Here is a 26342-nt window from a genome sequence, read left to right as displayed (position 1 = left end):
ATGACGATTTTCGAGGCGGTTTTTGCCCCGAATGACGTTTTGATGCAATCACCTGAAGCCCGAATGTTCGGGAAGGGTTATCAGGCCTTCAGGGCAGCCTGCGCCGCTTCCGCGACCGCCTCCGAGGTGATCCCGAAATGCCGGTACAGGTCCTTGTAGGGGGCGCTGGCGCCGAAGCCGTCCATGCCGACGAAAATGCCGTCGGAACTGATCACGGCATCCCAACCCTGACGAATCGCGGCTTCCACGGCGATTTTCACCGGCGCATTGCCGATGATGGCGGCTTTTTGGGCTTTCGGCAGTTCCAGCAGCAGGTCCATGCAGGGCACCGAGACCACCCGCGTCGGAATGCCGCGTGCGGCGAGCAGCTTCTGTGCCTCGACGGCCAGCGAGACCTCGGAGCCGGACGCGAAGATCGAAACCTTCGCCTCGCCGTCGGCCCTGGAGATTTCATAAGCGCCAGCCGCGCACTTGTTGTCGGCGTCGTTCGCCAGCCGCAATTGCGGCAAATTCTGGCGGGTCAGCGCCAGCACGCTCGGACGCTCCTTTGCTTCAAGGGCCAGCTGCCAGCACTCCAGCGTTTCGACGGTGTCGCAAGGCCGGAATACGTTGCAGTTCGGGATCGCGCGCAGCGCCGCCAGATGCTCGACCGGCTGATGGGTCGGCCCGTCTTCGCCCAGACCGATCGAATCGTGGGTGAGAACGTGGATCACGCGTTCACCCATCAGGGCCGCGAGGCGGAGCGCCGGACGCAGGTAATCCGAGAACACCAGGAACGTGCCCGAATACGGGATCAGGCCGCCGTGCAGAGCCATGCCGTTCATGGCAGCTGCCATGCCATGCTCGCGGATGCCGTAGTTGACGTAGCGGCCGCCGTAATTGTTGGCGGAGATCGCGACCATGCCCTTCACACGGGTGTTGTTGGAGCCAGTGAGGTCTGCGGAACCGCCGATCATTTCCGGCACGGCTGCGGTGAGAACCTCAAGTGCATGCTCGGAGGCGGTGCGGGTCGCGATGTCCTTCGGGCTCGCGGCGAGCGCAGCCTTCATCTTCGCAACGGCCTCGGCGAGGGCCTTGGCCGGGAGATCGCCCTTCGTGCGGCGCTCGAACTCCGCGCGCGCGGCGGCGTCCTTCGCGCCGAGGGTCTTGGTCCATGCCGCATGCGCATCCTTGCCGCGCGATCCTGCTGCACGCCAAGCGTCGAGAATGTCCTGCGGGACTTCAAACGGCGCCGAATCCCAGTTCAGGTTCTTGCGGGCGCCGGCGATTTCATCGGCGCCGAGCGGCGAGCCGTGCGACTTCTCCGAGCCCGCCTTGTTGGGCGCGCCGAAGCCGATCACGGTCTTGCATGCAATCAGGGTCGGACGGTCGGACTTCTGCGCGCGCGTCAGCGCGTCGGCAATCGCCTTCTGATCGTGGCCGTCGACGCGTTCGGCGGCCCAGCCGGCTGATTCAAAGCGTTTCACCTGATCGACGGAATCCGACAGTGAGATCGCGCCGTCGATGGAAATGCCGTTGTCGTCGAACAGCACGATCAGCTTGTTGAGCTTGAGATGTCCGGCAAAGGCGATGGCTTCCTGGCTGATGCCTTCCATCAGGTCGCCGTCGGAGGCGAGCACGTAGGTATGGTGATCGACGATGTCGCCGCCGAACTCGGCCGCCATGTGGCGCTCCGCCAGCGCCATGCCGACGGCGGTGGCAATGCCCTGTCCGAGCGGGCCGGTGGTGGTCTCGATCCCCGGCGTGACGAAATTTTCAGGGTGGCCCGGCGTGATCGATCCGAGCTGGCGGAAATTCTTGATCTGCTCGATGGTCATCGACGAATTGCCGGTCAGATACAGCAGCGCATACAGCAGCATCGAACCGTGACCGGCGGAGAGCACGAAACGGTCGCGATCCGGCCATGCCGGGTCGCTGGCGTCGAATTTCAGGAACTGCGTGAACAGCACGGTGGCCATGTCCGCGGCGCCCATGGGCAGGCCTGGATGGCCCGATTTCGCCTTTTCCACGGCATCCATGGCGAGTGCGCGAATCGCATTGGCCATACGGGAAGGGTCGACACGCACAGTCATGAGATGTCCGCCTGAAATTCGGTGTGGGAAGTGGCCGCATGTCTCAAAAATGCCACGGCCGGGGAAGCGTTCTAGGGGGTGGATAGCATCGCGAAACCCTTGAGTCCAAGGGCATTGCAGCCTTTCCGCCGGGAGTTTTCGCTTTGTGTGCATAGCTTGCGGCCAGCGTTGCGCGCGGCTCTTCCGGGTCGTAAATTTATCCGCCTAAATGCTTGCCGGTCCGCTGCTTTTCATGCCGGGCCAGAGTTCGAAGGGCGTCCGTTCCGTGATGACTGATCGCAGTGCCAACGGTCTTGCCAATCCAGAACCTGCCCCATCCGGGGCGAGTGACATCGAACTCGCGACCCGTCGGCTGGCGGCGGCGCTCGATGCGCTCGAAAGCGCCGTTGAGCGGCGGCGGGAATTCGACCGTGCGGACGACGAACTGGGCGCGCGGATCCAGGCGCTGGGCGCCGACCGCTCGCGTCTGGCCAATGAACTCGACGGGACGCTGGTGCGCTCGCGCGCGCTGGAGCGGACCAACCGCGAGATCGCGGAACGCCTCGATGTCGCCATCGACACCATCCGTTCGGTGATCGAGTCCGGAGAAGCTCCATGAGCCATATCAACGTCACCATCAACGGCCGCCAGTACCGGATGGCCTGCGAAGCAGGGCAGGAAAGCCGGCTGCTGCGGCTGGCGGAAAGCCTGGAAGCCCGCATCGCCAGCCTGCGCGGCAAGTTCGGCGAGATCGGCGATGGACGCCTGACCGTAATGGCTGCGCTCACTGTGGCTGATGAACTCGTGGATGCCGGGCAGCGTATCCGCGCCCTCGAGGAAGAGCTCAACGCGCTGCGCGATGTCCGTGTCGTGGCGGCGGACCGTGCCCGGGCAACGCAATCAGCGGTCGCCAATGCGCTGAATTCGGCGTCCGACCGCATCGAGAAGATGACCCAGGCGCTGAATCGCCCGGCCCGCAACGGGATCGCGATCGGTTAATCCCCGCCGTCCAATCGTCCACACGCCCGAGCGGGATCACTAGCGGTGTGCCCTGATCGTGGTTACATTGTCCGTGCGAGGCTGCGTCGCGCGTCAGAAGCCATATATCCCCGGGGCCTTATCGATCCTTTAGGGAACTGTCCCTGGCCGGGTCCGTGGACCCGATCATATGGTGCCCACCTACTTTCGTAGGTGCTCCGGGATCGAGTGCTTCAACGGCCATCGTGGCTTCGCACTTTCTTTTCGCCTCCGCCCTCTTGCCGCATGAGAGAGGCGACAAGGACTCGCCGCGTTGGATGGAAACCGTTTTCTCGACAATCTGAAAGACGATTTCCGGCGCGGTGCGCTGGCGCAGCGTAACGCCCTGAGCGCCGAAGCGCGCGCCGACGCCGCGCGTGCTGTCGCCGAGGCGCCGCTGCCGGTTGAATTGCCGCGGGGCGTCATCGTTGCAGGCTATTCGCCGATCAACAGCGAATTCGATCCGTTTCCATTGATGCGCGCGCTTGCGGACAAGGGGGCCGTGCTCGCGCTGCCGGTGATCATCGCGCGCGATCACGCCCTGATCTTCCGTGAATGGCAGCCGGAGCAGGGACTGGTGCGCGGACCCTACGGTATCTTTCAGCCGTCGTCGGACGCGGATGAGGTTGACCCTGACATCGTGCTGGTGCCGATGGCGGCGTTCGACCGCGCCGGTCACCGCATCGGCTATGGCCGGGGTTATTATGACCGCACGCTGGAAAATCTCCGCGCGATCAAGAAAATCACCGTCATCGGCGTCGCTTTTGCAGTGCAGGAAATCGAGACAGTGCCGCGACTTCCGCACGACGAGCAACTCGATTGTGTGCTAACGGAACGCGAACTGATCGATCTGCGGAGATTATAATTTTGCGAATTCTGTTTGTCGGCGATGTGGTGGGGCGCAGCGGCCGCGTGGCCCTCAACGAAACTCTTCCGGGACTGATCCGCGACTGGAAACTCGATCTCGTTGTGGTGAACGGCGAGAACGCGGCGGGCGGCTTCGGCATCACCGAAGCGATCTATCACGAATTTCTGGAAGCCGGAGCTGACGCGATTACGCTCGGCAACCATTCGTGGGATCAGCGCGAGGCGCTGGTGTTCATCGATCGCGCGCCGCGTCTGATCCGTCCGGCGAATTTCCCGCCCGGCACGCCGGGCCGCGGCGCCGCGCTGATCGATACACGAAGCGGCAAGCGCGCGCTGGTGATCAATGCCATCGGCCGCGTCTTCATGCAGCCGTTCGACGATCCGTTCGCCATCCTTGATCGCGAACTGAGCGCATGTCCGCTGCGGGAGGCCGCCGATGCCGTGCTCGTCGATTTTCATGGCGAGGCGACCAGCGAGAAACAGTCGATCGGTTATTTCTGCGATGGCCGCGCCAGCATCGTGGTCGGCACGCATACCCATGTGCCGACATCCGACCATCGCATTCTTCCCGGCGGCACGGCCTACATGACCGATGCCGGCATGACCGGCGATTATGAATCCGTGATCGGCATGCAGAAGGATGAACCGCTGGGACGTTTCCTGCGCGGCTATCCGGCGGGACGCTTCGAGGCGGCGGACGGCGTCGGGACGCTTAGCGGCCTTGCGGTCGAAACCGACGACGTTACGGGTCTCGCCACGCGCGTCGCCGCGGTGCGGATCGGCCCGCTGCTGGAACGCGCGGTGCCGGATTTCTGGTGACCTAGATTTTATAAGCCGTTCTGAATCCGCCCCAGTGGCGGCCCCTGACGCGGATCGGCACGTCGATCTCGCGCATCATGATCGTTTTGCCGTTGCCCATGTCGCGGGCGTAGCTCTGGATCAGATACGAGCGGATGTTGCGGCCTGCGGCCAGTCCGGCGGGGTCGTTGAAGATGCGGCGGTTGCGTGAGTTCGCCGTGTTCCATGCGACATCGCCCGCGCGCTGCGGATGCGAGTAAATCTTGTTGTGCACCGGCAGATAGCCGTTGCGGTCGATGGTGGCGCAGAAGGCGGCCCGCGCATCGCGCGCAAGCATGGCTTCCTGGATTTCAGGCAGCGCGCGATCGGCCCAGTCGAGGAAGCGCGTGCGGTATTGCACCGGATCGGTGCCTTCGATCTTCACATAGTTTTCGTCGAACAGATCGTCGATGCTGATGTCGCCCTTGGCGACGGCGTTCTCGAAGATTCTGGAAATGGCATCGCCGGCTTCCATGGCGCGGGTGACGAACTCGGTGTTCTCGTCGTGGATGCTCCAGACCTTGTCCTCGATCCGGTCCTTGAGCGCGGCATCGGGCGAGACAAATGCGGCCTGCGCGCCGCCACTGGTCTGGCCGGTGACGCGGAGGCCGCATGGGCCGATGTCCTGCAGCTTGGCCTTCATGATCTGCTGCAACGGCAGGGACGCCGCGCTTGCGCCGCCAATCAGAATGCCGTCGACGGAAATCTCGAACACCTCCGCCTTGACCGGCGACCGTCCGGTGTCGATCTCGATCTGAAGGCGGCACGGCATCCGTTCGGCCTTGCGCTCTTCGTTCTCGTTCTGGCGGAGCAGCACCGCGCAGCGTGTTTTCAGCTTTTCGGCAAACATCGTCACGGCCTTGCCGGCCTGCGCGACGCTCTCGCCATGGGTTTCGGCTTCCCTGGCGGCGTTGTCGATTTCCGCGCTGCTCGTGCCTACCGATGAGATGAACTGCGACGCCGACGCGGCATTCTGCGTGATTTCGCCGGTGGTTTCGTTCTGCTCGGCGACTGCGCCGTTGACATGCGCGAACACCGGCTTGATCGCGTCGATAGCTGCCGTGATGCGATGGACTGCGTCGAACGATGTCGCGGCGTCCTGCTGCAGGGCGTCGATCTTCTGCTTGATCTCTTCAGTGGCGCTCTGGGTCTGGACCGCCAGCGCCTTCACCTCGGAGGCGACGACCGCGAATCCCTTGCCGGCGGAACCGGCGCGCGCGGCCTCGATGGTGGAGTTCAGCGCAAGCAGCGTGGTCTGCTTGGCGATGGTCGCGATCAGGTTGACGACATTGCCGATGGCGGCGGAGGATTCCCGCAGCCGCTCGACATTGAGGCTGGCTTCCTGCGCTGCGGCGCTGGCCTCATCGGCGAGCTTGCTGGCATCGCGCACCTGCGCGCCGATGCCGTGGGCGGACTGGGTGAATTTTTCCGCGGCCTGCGAGAAGGTCTCGGCGGTGGCCTGCGCATCGCTGGTGCGGTCGGCCAGGGCGTCGGCGCGGTGCCGGATGGCGGACAGGGTGCTGGCGGTGGACTGGGCGCCGCTGGCCACCGAACTGGCCGCGCGTTCGAGCTGGCGGATCATCGCGACCAGTTCGAGTTCAAGCAATTCGAGGATTTCGCGGGCTGAATCGTGCTGGGACGATGCAGTGGGGTCCGGTGTTGCGACCGGCTCGGGGGCAATATCCGGGCTCGCCTGTTCTGGCAGCCGCTTCCGAAAAAGTCCGAACGCCATAAGAGGTCTCTGAAATGGGAGATGAATAGGTAGGCAGTATCGCACCTCGGCATGAACTCATGGTTAACTGTTGCCTGCCGGATGGGCTGGCATCCCACACCGCCGTACCAAAATCGGCCGATCTGCCTTTAAATTTTGCCCATCCGGGCCTATAACGCCGCGCCGCCGGGCACTTACGTTAAGGATGCCTGCGATTCCCGATCCTCTCGAGAGACCCCTATGGCCGGACATTCCCAATTCAAGAACATCATGCACCGCAAGGGCAAACAGGACGCCATGCGGTCCAAGATGTTCGGCAAGCTCGCCCGCGAAATCACCGTCGCCGCCAAGCTGGGAACCCCGGACCCCGCGATGAACCCGCGGCTGCGGCTGGCGATCACCGCGGCGCGCGCGGAAAACGTGCCGAAGGACAATATCGAGCGCGCGATCAAGAAGGCCATCGGCAACGACGGCGAGAACTACGATGAGATGCGCTACGAGGGCTACGGCCCCGGTGGTGTCGCCGTCATCGTCGAGGCGCTCACCGACAACCGCAACCGCGCGGCCTCCGACATCCGCTCCTATTTCACCAAGTCCGGCGGCAACCTCGGCGAAACCGGCTCGGTGTCGTTCATGTTCGACCGCGTCGGCGTGATCGAATACGACGCCAAGGTCGCCTCCGACGACGCCATGCTGGAAGCGGCGATCGAAGCCGGCGCCGACGACGTGGCATCCAGCGAGGACGGCCATGAGGTCTATGCCTCACCCGAAACGTTCCGCGAAGTGGCCAAGGGCCTCGAGGCCAAGTTCGGTGAAGCGCGCAAGGCGGCGCTGATCTGGAAGCCGCAGAATACCATCGCCGTGGACGACGAGACCGGAGAGAAGCTGTTCAAGCTGCTCGACCTTCTGAACGAGCATGATGACGTCCAGAACGTCTATGCGAATTTCGAGGTGTCGGACGCGCTCGCCGCCAAGATGAGCGCGTAAGCTCTAACGGTCCCCTGAAGATTTTTTCTTGACGCCGCGCTGCTGAAGGATCATGTCAGCCGCGGGGGTGCGTTCGCGCGCGTTCGGCGCCCATCACTGGAAACCAATCAACTATGCCAAGCGACAGTCCACGTATTTCGCCGACAACGGTTCCAGTGGTCTAGAGCGCTCCAGCTCACCGATCGCTGCCGTTGCCGGCAGAACCCGAAGGTGAGCTATGACTGATACCCATGCAGCGCACGATGGCGCTTTCAATGCGGCCGTTCTTGCCGCGACGCTGATCGGCGAGCATGCCGCCGACACCGTCGAAATTCTCAACAAGCTTCCTCCGCCGGATGCCGCGGATGTCGTGCGGCTGCTGCCGCGCGATCTGGCGATTGAAATTCTCGACAAGCCCGAGCTGGACTTCGGCGCCGAGATTATCGAGGCGCTGCCCCGTCATGTTGCCGCGCCCCTGCTTGCGGGCATGTCCGCGGACATGGCGGCGGATATCGTGCAGCAGCTTGATGAGCCTGCAAAGACGGAGCTGCTGGCCGGGCTCGATGACGTGTCCCGCGGCGCCATCGTCGGCCTGCTGGCCTATCCGGAGAACACCGCCGGCGCGATGATGACCACGGAATTCGTCAGCGTGCCCGGCAACTGGACCGTCGCACAGACGCTTGAGCATATCCGCAAGGTCGAGCGTTCCCGCGAAACCGTTTATGCGATTTATGTGCTCGACCCCATCACGCGGCGTCTTGTCGGCGCGGTGACGTTGCGCCGGCTGATCTCGGGTGAGCCGTCGGCGAATATCCTGACTCTCGCGCCGACCCATGAGCCGATCACGACATTTCCGCTGATCGACCGTGAGGAGGTGGCGCGCGTCATCACCCGGCACGATCTGCTCGCCGTGCCGGTGATCGACAAGACCGGGCATCTGCTCGGCATCGTGACCGTGGACGACATCATCGACGCGATCATCGAGGAAAGCACCGAGGACGTGCAGAAGTTCGGCGGCATGTCGGCCACCGAAGAGCCTTATATGCAGATCCGGCTGCCGGACATGATCCGCAAGCGCGGCGGCTGGCTGGCAATCCTGTTTGTCAGCGAGATGCTGACGGCGAGTGTGATGCAGCACTTCGAGGGCGAGCTTGAGAAGGCCCTGGTCCTGACGCTGTTCATTCCGCTGATCATGAGTTCGGGCGGCAATTCGGGATCGCAGGCGACATCGCTGCTAATCCGCTCGCTGGCGCTGCATGATGTGAAGCTGGCGGACTGGTGGCGGGTGATGCTGCGCGAGCTGCCGACGGGTCTCATCCTTGGCGGTCTGCTCGGGGCGATTGGCTTTGCGCGGGTCGTGGCGTGGCAGAAGCTCGGCATCTACAACTACGGCGAGCACTGGCTGCTGGTGGGATGGACCGTGGCAGCGGCCCTGGTCGGTGTGGTCACCTTCGGTTCGGTGACCGGTTCGATGCTGCCCTTTGCGTTGCAAAGATTGGGATTCGACCCGGCCAGCGCATCCGCGCCGTTTGTTGCGACCCTCGTCGATGTCACCGGACTGATGATCTATTTCAGCGCCGCGCTGCTGATCCTGCGCGGGACGCTGTTGTGACCCCCGGACGCAGGGGGCGGTTTCGCGTATGATCGGCAGATGGCAACCACCGCGATTCGCATTCTTGGAATTGATCCCGGCCTGCGCCGGACCGGCTGGGGCGTGATCGACATCGACGGCAACCGGCTGATCTATGTCGGTTGCGGCTCGGTGGAATCCCGCGAGGCCTTGCCGTTGGCCGAGCGTCTCCTGGCGATTCATGAAGGCCTTGCCCGGGTGCTTGGCGATTTCAGGCCGCTGGAGGCCGCCGTGGAGCAGACCTTTGTCAACAAGGATGGCGCGTCGACCCTGAAACTCGGCCAGGCGCGCGGTGTCGCCATGCTCGCGCCTGCGATGTTCGGCATTGCCGTGGCTGAATACGCCCCCAACCAGGTGAAGAAGACCGTGGTCGGGGCAGGGCACGCCGACAAGAACCAGATCCGCGTCATGCTCGGTGTGCTGCTGCCGAAAGCGAATCCGAAAACGCCGGACGCCGCCGACGCGCTGGCGATTGCCATCACGCACGCCCATCACCGCCAGAGCGCGATGCTGAAGCTGAGAGTCGCCGGCGCATGATCGGAAAGCTCAAGGGTCTGATCGATTCCTACGGCGAGGACTATGTGATCCTCGACGTGCAAGGCGTCGGCTATCAGGTGCATTGCTCGGCGCGCACGCTGCAGGCACTTCCGCAGCCCGGTGATGCGGCAGTGCTCTCCATCGAAACTTATGTCCGCGAGGACCAGATCAAGCTGTTCGGTTTCCGCACCGACATGGAGCGCGAATGGTTCCGGCTGCTGCAAACCGTGCAGGGTGTCGGAGCTAAAGTGGCGCTCGCGGTGCTCAGCACATTGCCGCCGTCCGACCTGGCCAATGCGATTGCGCTGCGCGACAAGGCCGCGGTGGCGCGCACGCCGGGCGTCGGGCCGAAGGTTGCGGAGCGCATCGTGACCGAACTCAAGGACAAGACTCCGGCCTTCGCCACGGTCGATCCGGCGGTGGTGCATCTGTCCGGCGCGCTCGACGAGAACCGCGCGCCGCGTCCTGTGACTGATGCGATTTCCGCGCTGGTCAATCTCGGTTACGGTCAACCGCAGGCGGCGGCTGCGATTGCCGCAGCCTCGCGCAGCGCTGGGGAGAAGGCCGAGACGGCGCAGCTCATCCGGCTTGGCTTGAAGGAACTGTCTAAGTGAGTGCCGCATGACTTCGCCCCGCATCGTCACTCCCGAGCGCCGCGCCGACGACATCGGCGATACTTCATTGCGTCCGCAGAACCTGTCCGAGTTCGTCGGCCAGCAGCAGGCGCGCGCCAATCTTCAGGTGTTCATTGATGCGGCGCGCAAGCGCGGCGAGGCGCTCGATCATGTGCTGTTCGTCGGCCCGCCCGGTCTTGGCAAGACCACGCTGGCGCAGATTGTTGCGCGTGAACTCGGCGTCGGCTTCCGCGCCACCTCCGGCCCCGTCATTGCCAAGGCGGGCGATCTCGCCGCGCTGCTCACCAATCTCGAGGAACGCGATGTGCTGTTCATCGACGAGATCCACCGGCTCAGTCCGCAGGTGGAGGAGGTGCTCTATCCGGCGATGGAGGATTTCCAGCTCGACCTCATCATCGGCGAGGGACCGGCGGCGCGCTCGGTGAAAATCGATCTGGCGAAGTTCACACTGGTCGGCGCGACCACGCGCGCGGGATTGCTGACCAATCCGCTGCGCGATCGCTTCGGCATTCCGGTGCGGCTGAATTTCTACACCGAGGAAGAACTGGAGAAGATCGTCACCCGTGGCGCGCGGGTGCTCGGCATCGGCATGACGCCGGATGGCGCCAACGAGATCGCGCGGCGCGCACGCGGCACACCGCGCATTGCGGGAAGGTTGCTGCGCCGGGTGCGCGATTTCGCCTCGGCCGCGGATGCCAGTGCGATTGATCGCAAGATTGCGGACAACGCGCTCGGCGCGCTCGAAGTCGACAAGGCCGGGCTCGATGCGATGGATCGCCGTTACCTCACAACCATTGCGATGCATTACGGCGGCGGGCCGGTGGGCGTCGAGACGCTGGCGGCGGCACTGTCGGAGCCGCGCGACGCCATCGAGGACATCATCGAGCCGTTCCTGATTCAGTGCGGCTATCTGCAACGCACGCCGCGCGGGCGGCTTCTGACATCGCACGCCTTCCGGCATCTCGGCCTCGCCGAGCCGTCGCGCGATCCGTCGCAGTTCGGACTATTCAATGGAGACGAGAGCGACGGGGAACCGTAATTCCGCTCCAATTCATGAGCATGGGACGCATCACGATGAAGCGGTCATGATCTCGCGCCGACATTTCTCCGTTTCATCGCCGGTCTCGGGGCCTTCGGCGCTTCGACCACAGCCTAGGGATTCGGCGTCGAGCCGGCCCGGCTCAAGATCACGCGCGACAGCGTCGCGACGCTGGGCGCGCCTGCGGCGAGCTCATAGCGCCGCCCAGCGCTTGCGCTGCTTGGCGTTTTGCGCAAAAGCTGGAACATGACCATTCATCTCGACGGATCGATCCGCGACGGCAAGCACGTCATGCAGGTGCGTGTCTATTACGAAGACACCGATTTCACCGGCATCGTCTATCACGCCAATTATCTGCGCTTCATGGAGCGCGGCCGCACCAACTATCTGCGGCTGCTCGGCGCCGACCAGCACGCGCTGTTCGCGGAAGCGCAGAACGAAGCGCCGGGTTTCGCCTTCGTGGTCCGCTCGATGCAGATCGAATATCTCAAGCCCGCGCGGATGGACGACGTGCTCGATGTCGTGACGGTGCCCGCCGACATCCGGGGCGCGTCGATCACGCTGGCGCAGGAAGTCCGGCGCGGCGACGACGTGCTGGTCGAGGCGCGGGTCAAGGTCGCGTTCGTGTCCGGCGGCCGCGCCCGGCCGATTCCGAAAGCGCTGCGCATCGCCATGAAGGCCGATCAGGACGCGGCCTGAATTTCCCTCACTTCATTGCGATCTTTTGGCTTGGCGCTTGACGGATTGTACTGATTGGTACAAGTTGTACCTATCGGTACAAACAGGAGTTCTCCCATGTCGCGTCCGCCCCTGCCGCCGTTTACAAGAGAAACCGCCGCGCAGAAGGCGCGGATGGCGGAAGATGCCTGGAATTCGCGCGATCCGGTCAAGGTCTCGCTCGCCTACACCGAAGACAGCATCTGGCGGAATCGCTCGGAATTCTTTCAGGGCCGCGCGGCGATCGTGGAATTCCTCACGCGCAAGTGGGCGAAGGAACACGAGTACCGTTTGATCAAGGATCTGTGGGCGTTCGATCGAAATTTTATCTCTGTGCGCTTTCAGTACGAATGGCACGACGATGCCGGACACTGGTTCCGGTCCTATGGCAACGAAAACTGGGAATTCGACGAACACGGCTTGATGAAGCGCCGTGAAGCCAGCATCAACGATGTCGCGATCAAGGACAGCGAGCGCCGCTTTCACTGGGCCGCGCCGGGCGCGCGGCCTGCGGATGTTCCCGGCCTTGCGCCGGTTCCGAAGTGAGCTAGCCGGCGAGGGCTGCGATGGCAAAGACCGAAGCTGCACGCGGAAACATCTTGGCCTCGCTGGCCGAAGTATTCCGCGCGCATGGCTATGAGGGTGCGACACTTGCGCTGATCTCGGATGCGACCGGCCTCGGCAAGGGCAGCCTCTACAATTTCTTTCCCGGCGGAAAAGAGCAGATGGCGGATGAAGTGCTCGCCTCGATCGATCGCTGGTTCGCCGACAATATCTATGCGCCGCTGCGGACAGCCGCCGATCCCGTGAAAGGCATCGCGGACATGTATGCCGCGGCGGATGATTATTTCCGCTCGGGACAGCGGGTCTGTCTTGTCGGCGTGGTTGCGCTCGGCGCGTCGCGTGATCTGTTCGGCGAAAAGGTGAAGGTCTATTTCGCCGGATGGGTGGATGCGCTCGCCGCGGCACTGCGGCGTTATGGCGACGACAAGAGCGCCGCGCGCCGCAAGGCCGAGCATGCGGTGCTGGAAATCCAGGGGGCGCTGGTGCTGGCGCGCGCCTTCAATGATGCGAAAGTGTTTTCCCGGTCGCTGAAGGAATCGGAGCGGCGGTTGCTGGATTGATTGTCCGTCATTGCGAGCGAAGCGAAGCAATCCACTCTTGCAAAAATGGATTGCTTCGTCGCAAGTGCTCCTCGCAATGACGAGACGTCTTCCGTTACGCCGCCGCCTTGTGACGCGCGATTTCGGCCTTGTAGAGCTCGAACTCCTCGGCGAGAGCCTTCATCACGCTCGGACGCGTCTTGAACCGGGAGAGATAATCGTTGATCGCGGGCCACTTCTTCAGGTCGATCGGCGGCGTCGCCATGGTCCAGTTCAGCACGGTGCCGAGATAGGCATCGGCGACGCTGAAATGATCGAGCAGGAATTCACGGCCTTCCAGATGTTTGTTCAGGACATCGAGCCGCGAGAGATACTTCTCCAGCACATATCCCTTCATCTCTGCCGGAGCCTTCCGGTCGAGCAGCGGCAGGAACAGCCCCTTGTGCAGTTCGGTGCCGATGAAACACAGCCATTGCTGCAACCGGCTGCGCTCGATGCCAGCACCCGATCCGATGCCTGCATCGGGAAAGCGATCGGCGACATACTGAAGGATCGCCGCGTTCTCGGTGAGAACCAGACCGTCATCGGTGCTGATGGTCGGCACCAGGCCGAGCGGGTTCACCGAGAAGAAATCGGATTCGTCCTGAAGCACCTTTTTGGATTTCGGATCGACTTCCAGATAGCGGGCGTCGGCGCCGGCCTCATAAAGTGCGATGCGGGTTGCCATCGAACAGGCGAGGGGCGAGAAATAGAGTTTCATGGTGCGTCTCCTTGTTGAAACCGGTCCGTCCTTGATTTTTATACCGTTCCGCATAAATTAAATGCGGTCAAGAGAATTATTTGCGATATGGTACAAAAAAAGCCTCAGCCGGCGAAAGCCTCCTCCAGCGCGCCGAAAAAGCGCGGTCGCCCGCGTGCCTTCGAGCCGGATGTCGCGCTCGGCAAAGCCATGGACACGTTTCGGGATGGCGGCTTCGCAGCAACCTCGCTGGACGATCTCAGCGAGGCAATGGGGATCAACCGGCCGAGCCTCTATGGGACATTTGGCGACAAGCGCGAACTGTTTCTGAAGGCCTATGAACGGTATCGCGCCGAGATGGCGGAAAAGTTCGCCCCTGCTTTCGCGCCTAGGCTGACGCTGCGTCAGATGCTGGAAAAGATCTACGCGACGGCGCTCGATGTCTATCTCGCCGGCGAAAACGGTCCGCGCGGCTGCTTCACCGTGATGACGGCGACCTCCGAGGCGATGGCCGACCCGGAAATCCGCCCCCTTGTGCAGCGGGCTCTCGGCTCGACGCAGCGGACGCTTGCGAAACGGTTTCAGGCTGCGATCGAAACCGGCGAACTGCCGGCGACGGCGAATGTGCAGATCCTGTCCCAGATCGCCGCATCGACCGTCGAGGCGCTGGCGATCCGGTCCCGTGCTCGGGTGCCGCGCGCGGAGCTGGAAGCCATCGCCAAAGGAACTGTCGATTTGATCTGCGGGCCTTCGGGGACAAAGGTTTAGTGACGTCGGGGCCCTACTCATGTAAAAGGACTTTACATGAGTAGATACGCAAGATGAGTTGGAAGAACCGCGGCCGCCGCGAAGGCGGCTACCATCACGGCAATCTGAAAGAGGCGCTGGTGCAGGCCGCGCTCGATCTGATTGCGAACAAGGGCCCGGCGGGGTTCACCTTCGCCGAGGCCGCGCGCTCGGCCGGTGTGAGCCCGGCGGCGCCGTATCGCCATTTCCGCGATCGCGACGAGTTGCTGGCCAGTGTGGCGCAGCAGGGCTTCGAACAATTCGAATCGCAACTCACCGCGGCCTGGGACGATGGCCGTCCCGATACGCCGACCGCGTTCCAGCGCGTCGGCAAGGCCTATCTCGCGTTCGCGCGCGAAAACCCTGCATATTACTCGGCAATGTTCGAATCCGGCGTGCCGCTCGAGGCCAATCCCGCGCTGCTGGTGGCGTCCGAGCGCGCGTTCGCCATCATCCGTGCGGCGTCCGAACGGCTGGTGGCAATGGCGCCTCCGGGCGTGCCGCGCCCGCCCGCGATGATGATGGCGCTCCACATCTGGTCGATGTCGCACGGCATCGCGTCACTGTTCGGACGCGGCGATGCGGCGCGCCGCAAGCTGCCGATGTCGGCGGAGGACCTGCTGGAAGCGGGCGTGCTGATTTACCTCAAGGGCCTCGGGTTCCCGACCGACCACCATCACCGGCCATCCAAATAATTTGCGCGCTCCCCTGAGGGGCCCGCTTGACAAAATCCCGGGATGTTTTATCTATGTAAATGTTATTTACATTCACGGGAACGTGAAAACTGGGAGGACGCCTATGGCGAACACCGCAAACGCCAACACTGCACGTCTCGACCGATGGGGCCGCCCGGATTGGGCCGGACCGCATCACGACAACTACGACTCGCGGCACGACTGGCCGCGGTTTCACCCCGGGCGGATCATCCTGATCGTTGCCGGTTTCATCATCTGGTGGCCGCTGGGTTTGGCCGCCCTCGCTTACTCACTCTGGAGCAGAAACATGGGTTGCTGGTCTCACGATCGTCACGGCCGCTGGGCCGACAAGATGGAGCGCATGCAGTACAAGATGGAGCGGATGCGCAACCGGATGGAAGGCCGCGGCTTCTACGCGCCTTCGAGCGGCAACCGCGCCTTCGACGACTACCGCATGGAGACGCTGCGCCGTCTCGAAGAAGAGCAGACCGAGTTCAAGGATTTCCTCGACCGCCTGCGTCACGCCAAGGACAAGGAAGAGTTCGACGCCTTCATGGCGCAGCACAAGCAGCGCCCGACGCCGCCGAACGATCAGCCGCAGGGATAAGACAAGCCCCGTCTCCCTGACTGGCTAACGAAGCCGCCCACCTGTCGATCAGGTGGGCGGTTTTGTTTTGCGCGTCTACTTACGAAGCACTGGTTGAAGATTCGGATGTTGTCTCGTCGTTAGATCAACAATCCAAGCGATCGGCGTGGAGCAGCCGCACACGAAATGAGATACGTTTTTTAGTCTGCTGAAGAACGCTCATGATGCCACTTTCACCGACTGAGGCTCTTGTCGGGTTGCCCCCATCTGAAACCTGATTTCAATCGTGATCTTGAGCAGCACAAGCACGATCAGCGGTCCTGCTGTGCCGATCGCCTGCGCGACGAACGCGCCGCCCATGATCGCCACATGCATGATCACGATACGGGTATAGAAACCGCCCATGATTTCGCCGGTGTCGGCATTGGCCGGCGGCGTTTTCGCAAACACGAAACGGTTGACCATGTCGTTGACGAAGATCGCGCCTTGACCCACGAACAGCGCCAGCAGCGGGATCCATAAATCCTTGCCGATCACGATCAGGCGGATGAAATCCCGCGCGTCATGAATGCGCCCGGTCCACGGCCCGGCGAACAGCGTGTAGATGAACAGCATGTGCACGGACATGAACAGCCCGGCATGCACGGTGAAGAATCCGGCAAGGGCAAGCGTGCCGGCGATGCTGCGGCCTGCCGCCGATCCCGGATCGCGGGACATCGTCGCGGCGCGCAGAATGGTCCAGAACCCGATCACCGCGGTTTCCAGCCAGTACAGGCAGAGCAGGACGAAGGTGTCCCAACCCCAGAACAGAATTCCCGCCAGCGGCACGAGGTTCGACAGGATCAGGATCGATGAGGTGAGCGCGCCGCGCCGGGATGCGCTTGAGCGGGTCGTTGTGGGGACGGTGGATGTCATCCGCCGATTAAATCCGATCCTGCGCCACAAACAAAGCAGCCACGCGTGGCCGGGCCAATTGCCATCGCAGCCCGGATGGGTTTGAATACAGCATGATCAGGAACGTGATCTCATCGCGCCGCCGCTGGTGGCGAGCCGTGTCGTGTAGCGGCATCTGGTAGGCTGATTCCCGCGATCGCGTGCAGGCGCAATCTTGCGCTCACGCTTCGTTCGTCGCCGCTTTTCTCCGACCTTTCCAATCTTGTCGTCCATGGCCTCGGTTTACTGGGCCTGCGGAGTCATCATGCCTACGACCATGCAGCATCTATTTGCCATGCCCGTGGGGGCGCTCGCCTGGCTTGGCCGTCAGGGCGCGCGCGCCATCGCGGCGCTGGTTTTCATCGGCATTGCCGTTCCGCCGCTCGGCGTCTTGCTGAAGCCTTATGTCACCGAAGCGATATTCCTGCTGCTCTGCATTTCGTTCATGCGGGTCGATGTCGCCGCAATGCGTGGGTATCTCGCCCGGCCGGCGCTGGTGATCGCTGCGACGCTGTGGAGCAGTTTCGCTGTGCCGCTGCTGTTCGGCCTCGCCGGCACGATCGGTGGCCTGGATAAGTCCGCGCCGGACCTGTTTCTCGGCCTGATGCTTCAGGCGGTCGCGTCGCCGATGATGGCCTCGCCCGCGCTTGTTGCGCTGATGGGGCTTGACTCGACGCTGGTGCTGATCACCCTCGTGACCGGGACCGCGCTGGTGCCGTTCAGCGCGCCGTTGTTTGCGTGGCTGTTCTTCGGAGACGCGCTCACGCTCTCGCCGCTGGCGCTCGGGCTGAAGCTGTTCGCGATCCTGTTTGGCGCCGTTCTCGTCGCCGCTGTCGTCCGCCGTCTTGCCGGCGCGGAAACCATCGCCCGCCACAAGCAGCCGATCGACGGCGTCAACATTCTGGTGCTGCTGGTGTTCGTCAGCGCGGTGATGGGACCGGTCGCCGCGAGCTTCTGGGCCGCGCCCCTCCGCGTGCTGGGTCTTCTGGTGCTGGCCTTTGCCCTGTTTGCGGCGCTGCTGGCTGTGACCACGCTGGTGTTCCGCAGGGCCGGCCTCGAGCGCGCGCTGGCCCTCGGGCTGATGGCGTCCCAGCGCAACATGGGCCTGATGCTGGCCGCCGTGGACGGGGCGTTGCCGGGACTGACCTGGCTGTACTTCGCGTTGGCCCAGTTCCCGATTTACCTGTCGCCGCAACTGCTCACGCCGCTGGTGCGGCGGCTGCGGGGCGTTGCCGCGCCCTCGCCATGATCCGGGCCTGGAACCGGCTCCGGTGCTGCCTCACAGGGATGGTTTGCAGGGCATTTTCGGGCCCTGATTGGACTGCGGTAACCCGGCCTTAACCCTGATTAGCGTTTGGTTATATGGGCTGACAGCCCTCGTTTTGACACGTTAGCAGGGGATTCAGAGCCCGGCCTCGGGACAGGCCATCCCACGCGACACGAGACCGGACGGGGCGATCGGCAGCGTTGGCGCTTTCGCTGCGGCGGTCATTGCCTTGCGGCGACCGCGATCAGCGCGTTAGCGCGTGAAATGAAGTGACAATCGCCTTGAGAGGATACCGATCATGAATCCAGCAGACGTAGCGCAGTCGGCTCTGCCGCTGGCCTCCGCTGACGTGTCGCTGATCTCGCTGTTCTGGCATGCGCACTTTGTCGTGAAAACGATCATGCTCGGGCTGCTGGCGTGTTCGGTGTGGGTCTGGGCCATCGCTATCGATAAAATGCTGCTTTACTCGCGCACAAAGAAGGCCATGGACCGCTTCGAGCAGGCATTCTGGTCGGGGCAGTCCATTGACGAATTGTACCGCGCGCTGGCCGCCAAGCCGACGCAGTCGATGGCGGCCTTGTTCGTGGCGGCGATGCGCGAGTGGAAGCGTTCGTTCGAAAGCCATTCGCGCTCGATTGCCGGCCTGCAGATGCGGATCGACAAGGTGATGAGCGTGTCGATCGCCCGCGAGGTCGAGCGGCTGGACCGCCGGCTGCTGGTGCTGGCGACGGTCGGCTCGGCGAGCCCGTTCGTCGGTCTGTTCGGCACGGTCTGGGGCATCATGTCGAGCTTCCAGTCCATCGCGGCGTCGAAAAACACCTCCCTGGCAGTGGTCGCTCCCGGCATCGCCGAGGCCCTATTTGCCACCGCCATCGGCCTGATTGCCGCAATTCCGGCGACAATTTTCTACAATAAGTTCACCTCCGAGGTGAACCGGCAGGCCCAGCGGCTTGAAGGTTTCGCCGACGAATTCTCGGCGATCCTGTCGCGCCAGATCGACGAGCGCGCGTGAAAATGAACGGCTTGAACGACGGCTTGGGATACTTGTCATGGGCATGAGCTTAGGTGGCGGTTCGGGCGGCGGCGGACGCCGCGGCTATCGCCGCGCCAACGTCATGGCCGAAATCAACGTCACGCCCATGGTGGACGTGATGCTGGTGCTGCTCATCATCTTCATGGTGTCCGCGCCGCTCCTGACCGTCGGCGTGCCGCTGGATCTGCCGCAGACCGCGGCCAAGAGCCTCGATCAGGACAAGGAGCCGCTGACGCTCTCGGTCCAGCTCAGCGGCAAGGTGTTTCTGAACAACACCGAGATTCCGATGAATGAGCTGGTGCCGAAATTGACGGCAGTGACACAGGCGCGCGGCGGCATGGACGAGCGCATCTTTGTTCGCGGCGACACAAAAGTGGATTACGGTACGGTGATGCGCGTGATGGGACGCCTGTCTGCCGCAGGGTTCAAGCGCGTGGCTCTGGTGACCGAGGTCGAGCAGGGAAACTGACGTGAAGATCGACAAGACCTTAGCAGCGTCTGTCGCATTGCATGTCCTGGTGATCGGCTGGGGCATGGTGTCGTTTTCGACCAAGGCCTTCGAGTCGATGCCGGAAGATTCCGTGCCGGTCGATATCGTTTCCGCCGAGCAGTTCGCCAAGGCGATGCAGGGAATGAAAACCGGCAAGAAGGAAAACCCGAAGCCGATGGTGGAGAAGGTTGCCGAGCCCAAGCCTCCGGTTGAGGATGCCGTGGGCAAGATCGACGACAAGAAGCCGCCGGTGGTGACCGAGGCGGCCCCGCCGCCCACGCCCAAGCCCGAGGAAAAGCCGGTCGAGAAAAAGCCCGATCCGCCGAAGCCCGTGGTCGAGAACAAGCCGAAGGAAGAACAGAAGCCTGCGGAGAAGAAGCCGGATCAGGCGAAAGTCGATCCGATCGCCGAAGCGCTGAAGAAGGAAGAGTCCAAGAAGCCGCCGAAGCCGCAGCAGGTCAAGGCTGCGCCGCCTCAGCCGCAGAAGCAGCCAACCGAGCGCACCTTCGACCAATCGAAGATCGCCGCTCTGCTCGACAAGCGCGATCCCTCGCGCGAATCCATCACTGGCGCAGCGCTGAACTCGCAGGCCGCGCTTGGCACGGCCAAGGGAAGGGCGGCTGATAACTCCGCAACCTGGGGCGCGATGTTCCGCCAGCAGGTGGAGCGGTGCTGGAAGAAGCCGTACGGCGGCGTCGAGGCGCAGAAGGTGGAAGCGGTTTTCACCATCAAGCTGAAGCGCGATGGCACGCTTGAAGCCATGCCGGTGCCGCTGCCGGGCGGGTCGAGCCCGTATTTCCGCGTCTATCAGGAGAGCGCGCAGCGCGCGATCATCGAGTGTCAGCCGTATAACCTGCCTGCTGCCTATTTCGACGAATGGAAATTTTTCGAGCCCGCATTCACTGAAAAATTTTCGTAACGGCATGATCCCGAAGAGCGGAAACCGGTTTTCGGATCAGATCATGCCCAGACATATAACAAACGGCGACATCGCCAGAATGAAGTTTGGATAGCATGCGAGACTTGAATAACGAAGGTTCGGACGAGTTGCAGGCCAAGTTGAATCCGATGATCCCGACCCGCCGCCAGATGATGACGGGAGCCGCTTCCGCGGGATTGCTGCTCGCGACACCGATGCGCCGCGCGCTCGCGCAGGCTCGCGTCACGGTGACCGAAGGCAACTTCCAGCCGATCCCGATCGCGATTCCGAATTTCGTTCCGGGTAGCCAAGGCGACAGCGAGGTGGCTGCCGGCATCGCGCAGGTCATCACCAACAACCTGAAGCGGAGCGGACTGTTCGCGCCGATCGATCAGGCGGCCTTCATCGAGCGCATTTCCAACATCGACGTGCCGCCGCAGTTTGCGAACTGGCGTCAGATCAATGCTCAAGCGCTGGTCACCGGACGCGCCACCCGGCAGGGTGACGGCCGCCTCAAGGCTGAATTCCGCCTGTGGGACGTGCCGCAGGCGCAGCAGCTCACCGGTCAGCAGTACTTCACGTCGCCGGAATCCTGGCGCCGCATCGCGCACATCATCTCCGATCAAATCTATGAACGCCTCACCGGCGAAAAGGGCTACTTCGACAGCCGCGTCGTGTTCGTCGATGAGACCGGCCCGAAGGATCGCCGCGTCAAGCGCCTTGCGATGATGGATCAGGATGGCGCCAACGTGCGTTACCTCACACGTGGGGCCGATCTCGTGCTGACGCCGCGGTTCTCGCCGTCCACGCAGGAAATCACCTACATGGAATTCGGCCAGGGCGATCCTCGGGTCTATCTCTTCAATGTCGAAACCGGACAACGCGAGATCGTCGGCAATTTCCCCGGCATGTCGTTCTCGCCGCGCTTCTCGCCCGATGGCCAGCGCATCATCATGAGCCTGCAGCAGGGCGGCAACTCGAACCTGTTCGTGATGGACCTGCGCTCGAAGTCGACCACGCGTCTGACCGACACACCGGCCATCGATACGTCGCCATCCTATGCGCCGGATGGCGGGCGCATCTGTTTCGAGTCCGACCGCGGCGGCAAGCCGCAGATCTATGTGATGGGCGCGAATGGCGGCGCGGCGCAGCGCATTTCATTCGGCGAGGGCAGCTATTCGACGCCGGTGTGGTCGCCGCGCGGCGACTACATCGCCTTCACCAAGCAGGGCGGCGGCCAGTTCTCGATCGGCATCATGAAGCCGGACGGCTCGGGCGAACGCATCCTCACCTCCGGGTTTCACAACGAAGGACCGACCTTTGCGCCGAACGGCCGTGTCGTGATGTTCTTCCGTGAAGCGGGCGGCGGGCCGTCGCTGTACACGGTGGATATTTCCGGACGCAACGAACAGAAGGTGCCGACACCAGGCTTCGCTTCCGACCCGGCATGGTCGCCGCTGCTATCGTAAATGAAGTCTTAAAATCCTGGCCCGGTTTCTTCGGTTTCGCCGGTAGGATTTGTTTATTCTGCTGAATTTGCAGGTAGATTTTGTTCGTCGCTGATCGCGGCAAGACATAAGTAACGATGTTCCCTCAGAAAGACTTCATCTGCGGTGGGTAAAGCTTGAGCCGTTCAAAAGGACGTGCGCGCGCCCATATGCAACTGCTTCATCGAAAGAAGAGCCCGGACGAGGAGACCCTGTCGCCGTCGATCTACGCGGCGCTGGTCGATTCCATGTGCCAGAATTCCTGGCCGATGCTGTTCGGGGCTATCTGCGCCGCGGCCGCGGCTTTGATGACGGCACTCAAGACCGGCTACGCTCCGATCTGGCCGTGCGCGCTGCTGATCATCACCATCGGTATCGCGCGAGCGATCCAGATGCGCAAATACGAGAAGCGCACGACGGTTCTTTCCCCTGAACAGGCCGCCGATTTCGAGCCGCGCTACATGCTCGGCGCGATGCTCTACGCCGGAGTGCTCGGACTGTGGTGCGCGATTGTGCTGCTCGGTACCGACGATCCGATCGCCCATATGCTCTGTACGACGGTGACCATCGCCTATACCGGCGGCGGTGCTGCGCGTAATTACGGTCGCCCGCGTATCGTCCAGCTTCACATCCTGCTGTCCTGCGGGCCGATGTCCCTCGCGCTCGCGATCCATGGCGATCTTTACCACATCGGGCTGGCGGGCCTGCTGGTGCTGTTTTTCCTCGGGTTGAAGGACATCAACCTGAGCCTGCATTCGATTTTCGTGAAGGCGCTGCTGGCGAACGAGCGCGAGGCGTCGATCGCCGCGCAGTTCGACACTGCGCTGAACAACATGCCGCACGGTCTTTGCATGTTCGATGCAAACGGCTGCCTCGCCGTGATGAACTATCGCTTCCATTCCATGATGGGGCTGAAGACCGATCTGATCGGCTCTGGCGCGTCCGCGGCCGAAGTCGTTGCCGCCTGTCTCACGGCCGGCACGCTGACGGCGGCCAACGCCGATACGATCATCGCCCAGACCGCGAGACAGCAGCAAGCCGAGATCGTCACACTCTATTCGACCGGCTCCGAGGAGCGGGCGCTGGCATGGACCTTCGAGCCGATGGCGGACGGCGGCACCGTCGTGCTGGTCGAGGACATTACCGCGCGCCGGAACGCCGAAGCCAAGATCGGTCATATGGCGCGGTTCGATGAACTCACCGGGCTGCCGAACCGCGTGCACTTCCGCGACGAAATCGGCCAGATGCTGGCCTCGAGCCGCGCGCCTCTCTCCGCGCTGCTGTTTGTCGACCTCGATCAGTTCAAGCAGGTCAACGATACGCTCGGTCATCCGAGCGGCGACAAGCTGCTCTGTGCGGTGACGGCACGGCTGCGGCGGTTGCTGCGGCCGGAAGACTTCGTCGCGCGGTTCGGCGGAGACGAATTCGTCGTGTTCCAGCGCGGAATCCAGTCCACCGAAGATGCGGCGGCGCTCGCTCGCAGAATCGTCGACCGCCTCAGCGAACGCTATGAGATCGATCATCATCTGGTTGAGATCGGCGCCAGCATCGGCATTGCGATGACCTCGCCCGACGCCAGCGTCGACACCCTGCTGAAGAATGCAGACATGGCGCTTTACCGCGCCAAGGCCGACGGCCGCGGCACCTTCTGCTTCTTCCGCGAAGAGATGGCACACACAGTCGAGACGCGTCGCGTGCTCGAACTGGATTTGCGCCACGCGCTCGCGCATGAAGAGTTCGAGCTTTACTACCAGCCGCTGGTCAATCTGAAGTCCGGCCGCATCTCGACCTGCGAAGCGCTGCTGCGTTGGAACCATCCGACACGCGGCGCGGTTTCTCCGGCCGATATTATTCCGGTCGTGGAAGACATGGGACTCGTCGTCGACCTGGGCCGCTGGATCCTGCGCAAGGCCTGCATGGAATGCATGAAGTGGCCGGACCCTGTCAGCGTCGCGGTCAATTTCTCGTCGCAGCAATTCCATCAGCGCGACGTGATGACCGAGGTCCGCTATGCGCTTGAGGTGTCAGGACTGCCGGCGCACCGGCTTGAAATCGAAATTACCGAGTCGTCCCTGCTGCGCAACACGCAATGGACGCTCGATGTGCTGACGCAACTGCGCGAGGCCGGCGTGCGCATCTCGCTCGACGACTTCGGCACCGGCTATTCGAGCCTGAGCTACCTGCACAATTTCCCGCTTCAGAAGGTGAAGATCGATCGCTCGTTCCTCGAGGATATCGGCAGCAGCCAGCGGCCGCTGACCCTGTTGCGCGGTGTCGCGCGCCTCAGTGCCGATCTCGGCATGTCCGTTGTGGTCGAAGGCATCGAGACCAACGAGCAGCTTGAGCTCATCAGTGCAGAGGGCACCGTCACCGAGGCGCAGGGCTTCCTGTTCAGCCGTCCGGTTCCGGCGCCGCGGGTGCGCGAACTGCTGAAGGCGTCGCACGGGACCGTCAGCAAGGACGTCATCCCGCTCCGCCAAACGCTGCGCTGACACAGCGCGCGGCTTTAACGTCGTCTCCTCAATGGACATGACTGCAATGCCAATTGATTGCGCGCGCATCGGCAGGAGTTAAGGTTAACTCATGCAACGCTTTGCGATTTTGTTAAGAAGGTATTAACCTCTGTTCATGTGACGCGGTACTGTCGTATCGCTCGGAGCATCGAAAATGGTGTCTGCTGTCCGAACGACCGGCCGTTCGTCGGAACGGTTAGCCTATCCGCTGGAAGCCGTTGATTATAAACTCGCCGAAACACAGGCTGAGAAAGAACAACTCTATCGTCTGCGTTACCGCGCCTATCTGCGCGAGGGGACCATCGACCCAAACTCGCAGCAGATGATTCAGGACCAGTACGACGACCTTCCGAACTCCTGGAATTTTGGAGTCTACCGCGACGGCGTCCTGATGAGCTCGCTGCGCATCACGGTCTCGTCGCCGGAAACGCCGGCCTGTCCCTCGCTCGGAGTCTTTTCCGATCTGCTTGAACCCGAAATCGCCAAGGGCCGGGTGCTGATCGATCCGACGCGGTTCGTCGCCGATCCCGATCGCGAATCCCGTTGCCCCGAACTGCCGTACATTACGTTGCGCCTTGCCTATATGGCCTGCGAGTACTTCGATGCGGATATCGGATTGGCGAGCGTGCGGGCCGAGCACCAGGCATTCTATCGCCGCGTGTTCCTGCACAAGTCGATCAGCGAGCCGCGGAACTATCCGAGCCTCACCAAGCCGATTTGCCTGATGGCGGTCGACTATCCGGCGATGCGCGAGCGGGTCTTTGCCCGTTACCCGTACTTCCGCTCGAGCTTCTTTGAGCGCCGCAAGCTGTTCGAGCGCAGCCAGCCGCTTGCGGAGTCCGTACCGGTTCTGACCCTGCCGCAGTTTCCGTTCGCAAAGGCGACCATCGCGCCGCGGCCCTGAGCAGGCTTTGTCGTCGCGTAACGGCTAAAAATTCGCACAAATAAAGGGCCCAGCCGCCGGCGGGGCCCTTTTTGCTTGGCGCATTCACCGTCGCGCCATATTCATACCGCATTAACCATGGGTATCGGTTTTGCTGGATGTGAGGCATTTGAGTGGCTCCGGCAACGCCTCATCAAGGTTGACGGAACGTTCGCTTAACCAAGCCGCTGTAGACCGGACCCCTAGTCATCAGAACCAGAGCGTGGAGGCTCCGGAATGAAACATCAGATGCGTATCCTCCAGGGATTGAAGCTTGCCGCCGTTTTGGCTGTGGCGCTGTCGATGGGCGCCTGCGCCAACAAGACCGGAGTCGGCGGCGATGCCATGGCGAGCGCGGCGGTGCCCGGCAGCCAGCAGGATTTCGTCGTTAACGTCGGTGATCGCGTGTTCTTCGAGAGCGACCAGACCGAACTGTCGCCGCAGGCGATTGCGACCCTCGACAAGCAGGCGCAGTGGCTCCAGCAGTACAACCGCTATTCCTTCACGATCGAAGGTCACGCGGACGAGCGCGGCACCCGCGAATACAACATCGCGCTCGGCGCGAAGCGTGCCCAGTCGGTTCGCAGCTTCCTCGCCTCGCGCGGCATCGATCCGAGCCGCATGCGGACGATCTCCTACGGCAAGGAGCGTCCGGTCGCGGTGTGTAACGACATCTCGTGCTGGTCGCAGAACCGCCGCGCTGTGACCGTGCTCAACGCCAGCTCTTAAGGGCGTTGTCGATAGCTTCTAAAGGCGGCGCCTCCGGGCGCCGTTTTGTTTTGGAGCGGGTGCAGGTATGTCATCGACACAGATCATGCTGAGGCAACGAGCCGCTGTGCGAAGCCATATTTTTGGCGTACTG

At 62.8% G+C, this 26342-nt stretch carries 27 protein-coding genes and 1 other RNA gene; 24 read left to right on the top strand and 4 right to left on the bottom strand.

The window, feature by feature from the left end; genetic code table 11:
- Positions 1 to 80 precede the first annotated feature (80 nt).
- A complete protein-coding gene (gene tkt, locus AC1Q67_RS08190) occupies positions 81 to 2072 on the bottom strand; it encodes a transketolase (RefSeq protein ID WP_492234511.1) in 1992 nt (663 codons plus the stop codon).
- A 268-nt stretch (positions 2073 to 2340) separates the two neighbouring features.
- Between tkt and AC1Q67_RS08185 the strand changes: the two genes are divergently transcribed.
- The 5 genes from AC1Q67_RS08185 (at position 2341) to AC1Q67_RS08165 (ending at position 4754) form a co-directional block, all read left to right on the top strand.
- On the top strand, positions 2341 to 2670 hold the full coding sequence (locus AC1Q67_RS08185) for a DUF4164 domain-containing protein (protein WP_024574175.1): 330 nt from the start codon (positions 2341 to 2343) through the stop codon (positions 2668 to 2670).
- Positions 2667 to 3050, top strand: a complete 384-nt coding sequence (locus AC1Q67_RS08180; protein WP_019195440.1) for a cell division protein ZapA — start codon at positions 2667 to 2669, stop codon at positions 3048 to 3050. The genes AC1Q67_RS08185 and AC1Q67_RS08180 overlap by 4 nt, the downstream gene beginning before the upstream one ends.
- Before the next feature lie 75 nt (positions 3051 to 3125).
- Positions 3126 to 3285, top strand: a non-coding RNA gene (gene ssrS, locus AC1Q67_RS08175) — 6S RNA.
- 57 nt (positions 3286 to 3342) lie between these two features.
- Entirely contained in the window at positions 3343 to 3933 is a 591-nt protein-coding gene (locus AC1Q67_RS08170) for a 5-formyltetrahydrofolate cyclo-ligase (RefSeq protein WP_492234512.1), read from the top strand.
- Between the two features lie 2 nt (positions 3934 to 3935).
- Positions 3936 to 4754 carry a TIGR00282 family metallophosphoesterase gene (locus AC1Q67_RS08165; protein ID WP_492234513.1) on the top strand — a complete coding sequence of 273 codons (819 nt, stop codon included), beginning with the start codon at positions 3936 to 3938 and terminating at the stop codon, positions 4752 to 4754.
- A 1-nt stretch (position 4755) separates the two neighbouring features.
- Here AC1Q67_RS08165 and AC1Q67_RS08160 read toward each other — a convergent pair whose 3' ends face one another.
- Positions 4756 to 6504 (bottom strand): methyl-accepting chemotaxis protein, encoded by a 1749-nt coding sequence (locus AC1Q67_RS08160; RefSeq protein ID WP_492234514.1) that lies wholly within the window; start codon positions 6502 to 6504, stop codon positions 4756 to 4758.
- Positions 6505 to 6723: 219 nt separating this feature from the next.
- Between AC1Q67_RS08160 and AC1Q67_RS08155 the strand changes: the two genes are divergently transcribed.
- The 8 genes from AC1Q67_RS08155 (at position 6724) to AC1Q67_RS08120 (ending at position 13131) form a co-directional block, all read left to right on the top strand.
- Positions 6724 to 7470, top strand: a complete 747-nt coding sequence (locus AC1Q67_RS08155) for a YebC/PmpR family DNA-binding transcriptional regulator (protein ID WP_006022281.1) — start codon at positions 6724 to 6726, stop codon at positions 7468 to 7470.
- Positions 7471 to 7687: 217 nt separating this feature from the next.
- Positions 7688 to 9061, top strand: a complete 1374-nt coding sequence (mgtE, locus tag AC1Q67_RS08150; protein WP_492234515.1) for a magnesium transporter — start codon at positions 7688 to 7690, stop codon at positions 9059 to 9061.
- A 39-nt stretch (positions 9062 to 9100) separates the two neighbouring features.
- The gene (gene ruvC / locus AC1Q67_RS08145) at positions 9101 to 9616 is read left to right on the top strand and encodes a crossover junction endodeoxyribonuclease RuvC (protein WP_492234516.1); all 516 of its coding nucleotides are present in this window, start codon (positions 9101 to 9103) and stop codon (positions 9614 to 9616) included.
- Entirely contained in the window at positions 9613 to 10230 is a 618-nt protein-coding gene (gene ruvA / locus AC1Q67_RS08140; RefSeq protein ID WP_492234517.1) for a Holliday junction branch migration protein RuvA, read from the top strand. The genes ruvC and ruvA overlap by 4 nt, the downstream gene beginning before the upstream one ends.
- Before the next feature lie 7 nt (positions 10231 to 10237).
- Positions 10238 to 11290, top strand: coding sequence for a Holliday junction branch migration DNA helicase RuvB (gene ruvB, locus AC1Q67_RS08135; RefSeq protein WP_492234518.1), 1053 nt, complete (start codon positions 10238 to 10240; stop codon positions 11288 to 11290).
- A gap of 246 nt (positions 11291 to 11536) precedes the next feature.
- Positions 11537 to 11989: a tol-pal system-associated acyl-CoA thioesterase gene (ybgC, locus tag AC1Q67_RS08130; protein ID WP_006022276.1), complete on the top strand. Its 453-nt coding sequence runs from the start codon at positions 11537 to 11539 to the stop codon at positions 11987 to 11989.
- 96 nt (positions 11990 to 12085) lie between these two features.
- Positions 12086 to 12553 (top strand): nuclear transport factor 2 family protein, encoded by a 468-nt coding sequence (locus AC1Q67_RS08125; protein WP_492234519.1) that lies wholly within the window; start codon positions 12086 to 12088, stop codon positions 12551 to 12553.
- A gap of 20 nt (positions 12554 to 12573) precedes the next feature.
- A complete protein-coding gene (locus tag AC1Q67_RS08120; RefSeq protein ID WP_492234520.1) occupies positions 12574 to 13131 on the top strand; it encodes a TetR/AcrR family transcriptional regulator in 558 nt (185 codons plus the stop codon).
- A gap of 94 nt (positions 13132 to 13225) precedes the next feature.
- Here AC1Q67_RS08120 and AC1Q67_RS08115 read toward each other — a convergent pair whose 3' ends face one another.
- Positions 13226 to 13870, bottom strand: a complete 645-nt coding sequence (locus AC1Q67_RS08115) for a glutathione binding-like protein (RefSeq protein ID WP_492234521.1) — start codon at positions 13868 to 13870, stop codon at positions 13226 to 13228.
- A gap of 87 nt (positions 13871 to 13957) precedes the next feature.
- Between AC1Q67_RS08115 and AC1Q67_RS08110 the strand changes: the two genes are divergently transcribed.
- The 3 genes from AC1Q67_RS08110 to AC1Q67_RS08100 all read left to right on the top strand — a co-directional run bounded on the left by AC1Q67_RS08110 (position 13958) and on the right by AC1Q67_RS08100 (position 15937).
- Positions 13958 to 14617 carry a TetR/AcrR family transcriptional regulator gene (locus tag AC1Q67_RS08110; RefSeq protein WP_492234522.1) on the top strand — a complete coding sequence of 220 codons (660 nt, stop codon included), beginning with the start codon at positions 13958 to 13960 and terminating at the stop codon, positions 14615 to 14617.
- Positions 14618 to 14670: 53 nt separating this feature from the next.
- Positions 14671 to 15330 carry a TetR/AcrR family transcriptional regulator gene (locus AC1Q67_RS08105; RefSeq protein ID WP_024574187.1) on the top strand — a complete coding sequence of 220 codons (660 nt, stop codon included), beginning with the start codon at positions 14671 to 14673 and terminating at the stop codon, positions 15328 to 15330.
- Positions 15331 to 15433: 103 nt separating this feature from the next.
- Entirely contained in the window at positions 15434 to 15937 is a 504-nt protein-coding gene (locus tag AC1Q67_RS08100; RefSeq protein ID WP_492234523.1) for a DUF2852 domain-containing protein, read from the top strand.
- A 198-nt stretch (positions 15938 to 16135) separates the two neighbouring features.
- On the opposite strand, the gene AC1Q67_RS08095 is transcribed toward AC1Q67_RS08100, so the two are convergent.
- Positions 16136 to 16831, bottom strand: a complete 696-nt coding sequence (locus tag AC1Q67_RS08095) for a DUF6498-containing protein (RefSeq protein ID WP_492234524.1) — start codon at positions 16829 to 16831, stop codon at positions 16136 to 16138.
- Between the two features lie 283 nt (positions 16832 to 17114).
- Here AC1Q67_RS08095 and AC1Q67_RS08090 point away from each other — a divergent pair, with 283 nt between their 5' ends.
- The 8 genes from AC1Q67_RS08090 (at position 17115) to pal (ending at position 26209) form a co-directional block, all read left to right on the top strand.
- A complete protein-coding gene (locus tag AC1Q67_RS08090) occupies positions 17115 to 18098 on the top strand; it encodes a Na+-dependent transporter (RefSeq protein WP_492234525.1) in 984 nt (327 codons plus the stop codon).
- Positions 18099 to 18414: 316 nt separating this feature from the next.
- On the top strand, positions 18415 to 19128 hold the full coding sequence (gene tolQ, locus AC1Q67_RS08085) for a protein TolQ (RefSeq protein ID WP_024574193.1): 714 nt from the start codon (positions 18415 to 18417) through the stop codon (positions 19126 to 19128).
- Positions 19129 to 19165: 37 nt separating this feature from the next.
- Positions 19166 to 19618: a protein TolR gene (tolR, locus tag AC1Q67_RS08080; protein ID WP_492234526.1), complete on the top strand. Its 453-nt coding sequence runs from the start codon at positions 19166 to 19168 to the stop codon at positions 19616 to 19618.
- 1 nt (position 19619) lies between these two features.
- Positions 19620 to 20558 carry a cell envelope integrity TolA family protein gene (locus AC1Q67_RS08075; protein ID WP_492234527.1) on the top strand — a complete coding sequence of 313 codons (939 nt, stop codon included), beginning with the start codon at positions 19620 to 19622 and terminating at the stop codon, positions 20556 to 20558.
- A 149-nt stretch (positions 20559 to 20707) separates the two neighbouring features.
- On the top strand, positions 20708 to 22027 hold the full coding sequence (gene tolB / locus AC1Q67_RS08070) for a Tol-Pal system beta propeller repeat protein TolB (protein WP_492235689.1): 1320 nt from the start codon (positions 20708 to 20710) through the stop codon (positions 22025 to 22027).
- A 188-nt stretch (positions 22028 to 22215) separates the two neighbouring features.
- On the top strand, positions 22216 to 24537 hold the full coding sequence (locus AC1Q67_RS08065; protein ID WP_492235690.1) for a putative bifunctional diguanylate cyclase/phosphodiesterase: 2322 nt from the start codon (positions 22216 to 22218) through the stop codon (positions 24535 to 24537).
- A gap of 175 nt (positions 24538 to 24712) precedes the next feature.
- A complete protein-coding gene (locus AC1Q67_RS08060) occupies positions 24713 to 25462 on the top strand; it encodes an N-acyl amino acid synthase FeeM domain-containing protein (RefSeq protein ID WP_492234528.1) in 750 nt (249 codons plus the stop codon).
- A 255-nt stretch (positions 25463 to 25717) separates the two neighbouring features.
- Complete coding sequence (gene pal / locus AC1Q67_RS08055; protein ID WP_024574199.1) at positions 25718 to 26209, top strand: peptidoglycan-associated lipoprotein Pal; 492 nt, start codon at positions 25718 to 25720, stop codon at positions 26207 to 26209.
- Positions 26210 to 26342 lie beyond the last annotated feature (133 nt).

Source organism: Afipia sp. GW823-FHT06G09 (assembly GCF_058794875.1).
This window is presented reverse-complemented; position numbering and strand designations above follow the sequence as displayed.